General features: G+C 60.5%; 1 protein-coding gene. It reads left to right on the forward strand.

All coding sequences use genetic code 11. The features are described from left to right. The first annotated feature begins 196 nt into the window (after positions 1 to 196). A complete protein-coding gene (locus QKY98_RS23585; RefSeq protein ID WP_284671700.1) occupies positions 197 to 520 on the forward strand; it encodes a hypothetical protein in 324 nt (107 codons plus the stop codon). The last annotated feature ends 163 nt before the right edge of the window (positions 521 to 683 follow it).

Raw genomic sequence — 683 nt, forward strand, 5'->3', positions numbered from 1 at the left:
GACGTGGTTCGTCGAACTGTTCCATCTGTATGAACCCAAGCTGGCCATAATCAGGGAGCAGCTCCTGAACCTTGGCAAGGTGCGAAAGCAATTGCTGATGCAGCAGCGCAAGGTGAACGCCAACCCGCCGGTTGCCTAGTTGCGTTTCCAGAAGTACCGGTACGGTGATCCTTTTCCAGACAGCAAGGACCGGTTTATGAAACTTCCACCAGAAATGGATCACCCCGTCATCGTCGATCGTGTCGACCTGGACATGTGGGCCGACCTCTACTTTCAAGCCTATTGCGGCCAGCCGAACGCGGTGGCGCTATCAGACTTTCTCAAGCAGCCCTACGCCTACCTGCACGAGGCTGGCCTCCTACAGGTAGATCAGCAAGAGCCGGAGTATCCAGTCTTGCTGCCGGTCCGCCCGGGCATCGCCCGGCAGATCCAGGATGAGTGGGCAGCGGAGCAGGAGACGAAGCTGGCGCGCAGCTCGGCGAGGCGGCATCTCACACTCATACGCGGTTCGATGCGCTGACACCGTGGTCGCCAGGGGGGTAACTGGAAAGGGGCCGGCAGCTTGCTGCCGGTAGCGGGGCCCCAGCGTCTGCCCATGTGAACGGTTCAACTCTGCCGGGCTGTGCGATCGACGACCGGCATCGGGTGTGAATTACCATCCAGTCAGCAGCCGCGAGTGCCAT

It is taken from the genome of Pseudomonas sp. HR1, from assembly GCF_030175875.1.
GTDB lineage: Bacteria > Pseudomonadota > Gammaproteobacteria > Pseudomonadales > Pseudomonadaceae > Chryseomonas > Chryseomonas oryzihabitans.

Bases quoted from the DNA above. Each gene is read 5' to 3' on its own strand.
- QKY98_RS23585 (WP_284671700.1), top strand. From the start codon at position 197: ATGAAACTTCCACCAGAAATGGATCACCCCGTCATCGTCGATCGTGTC.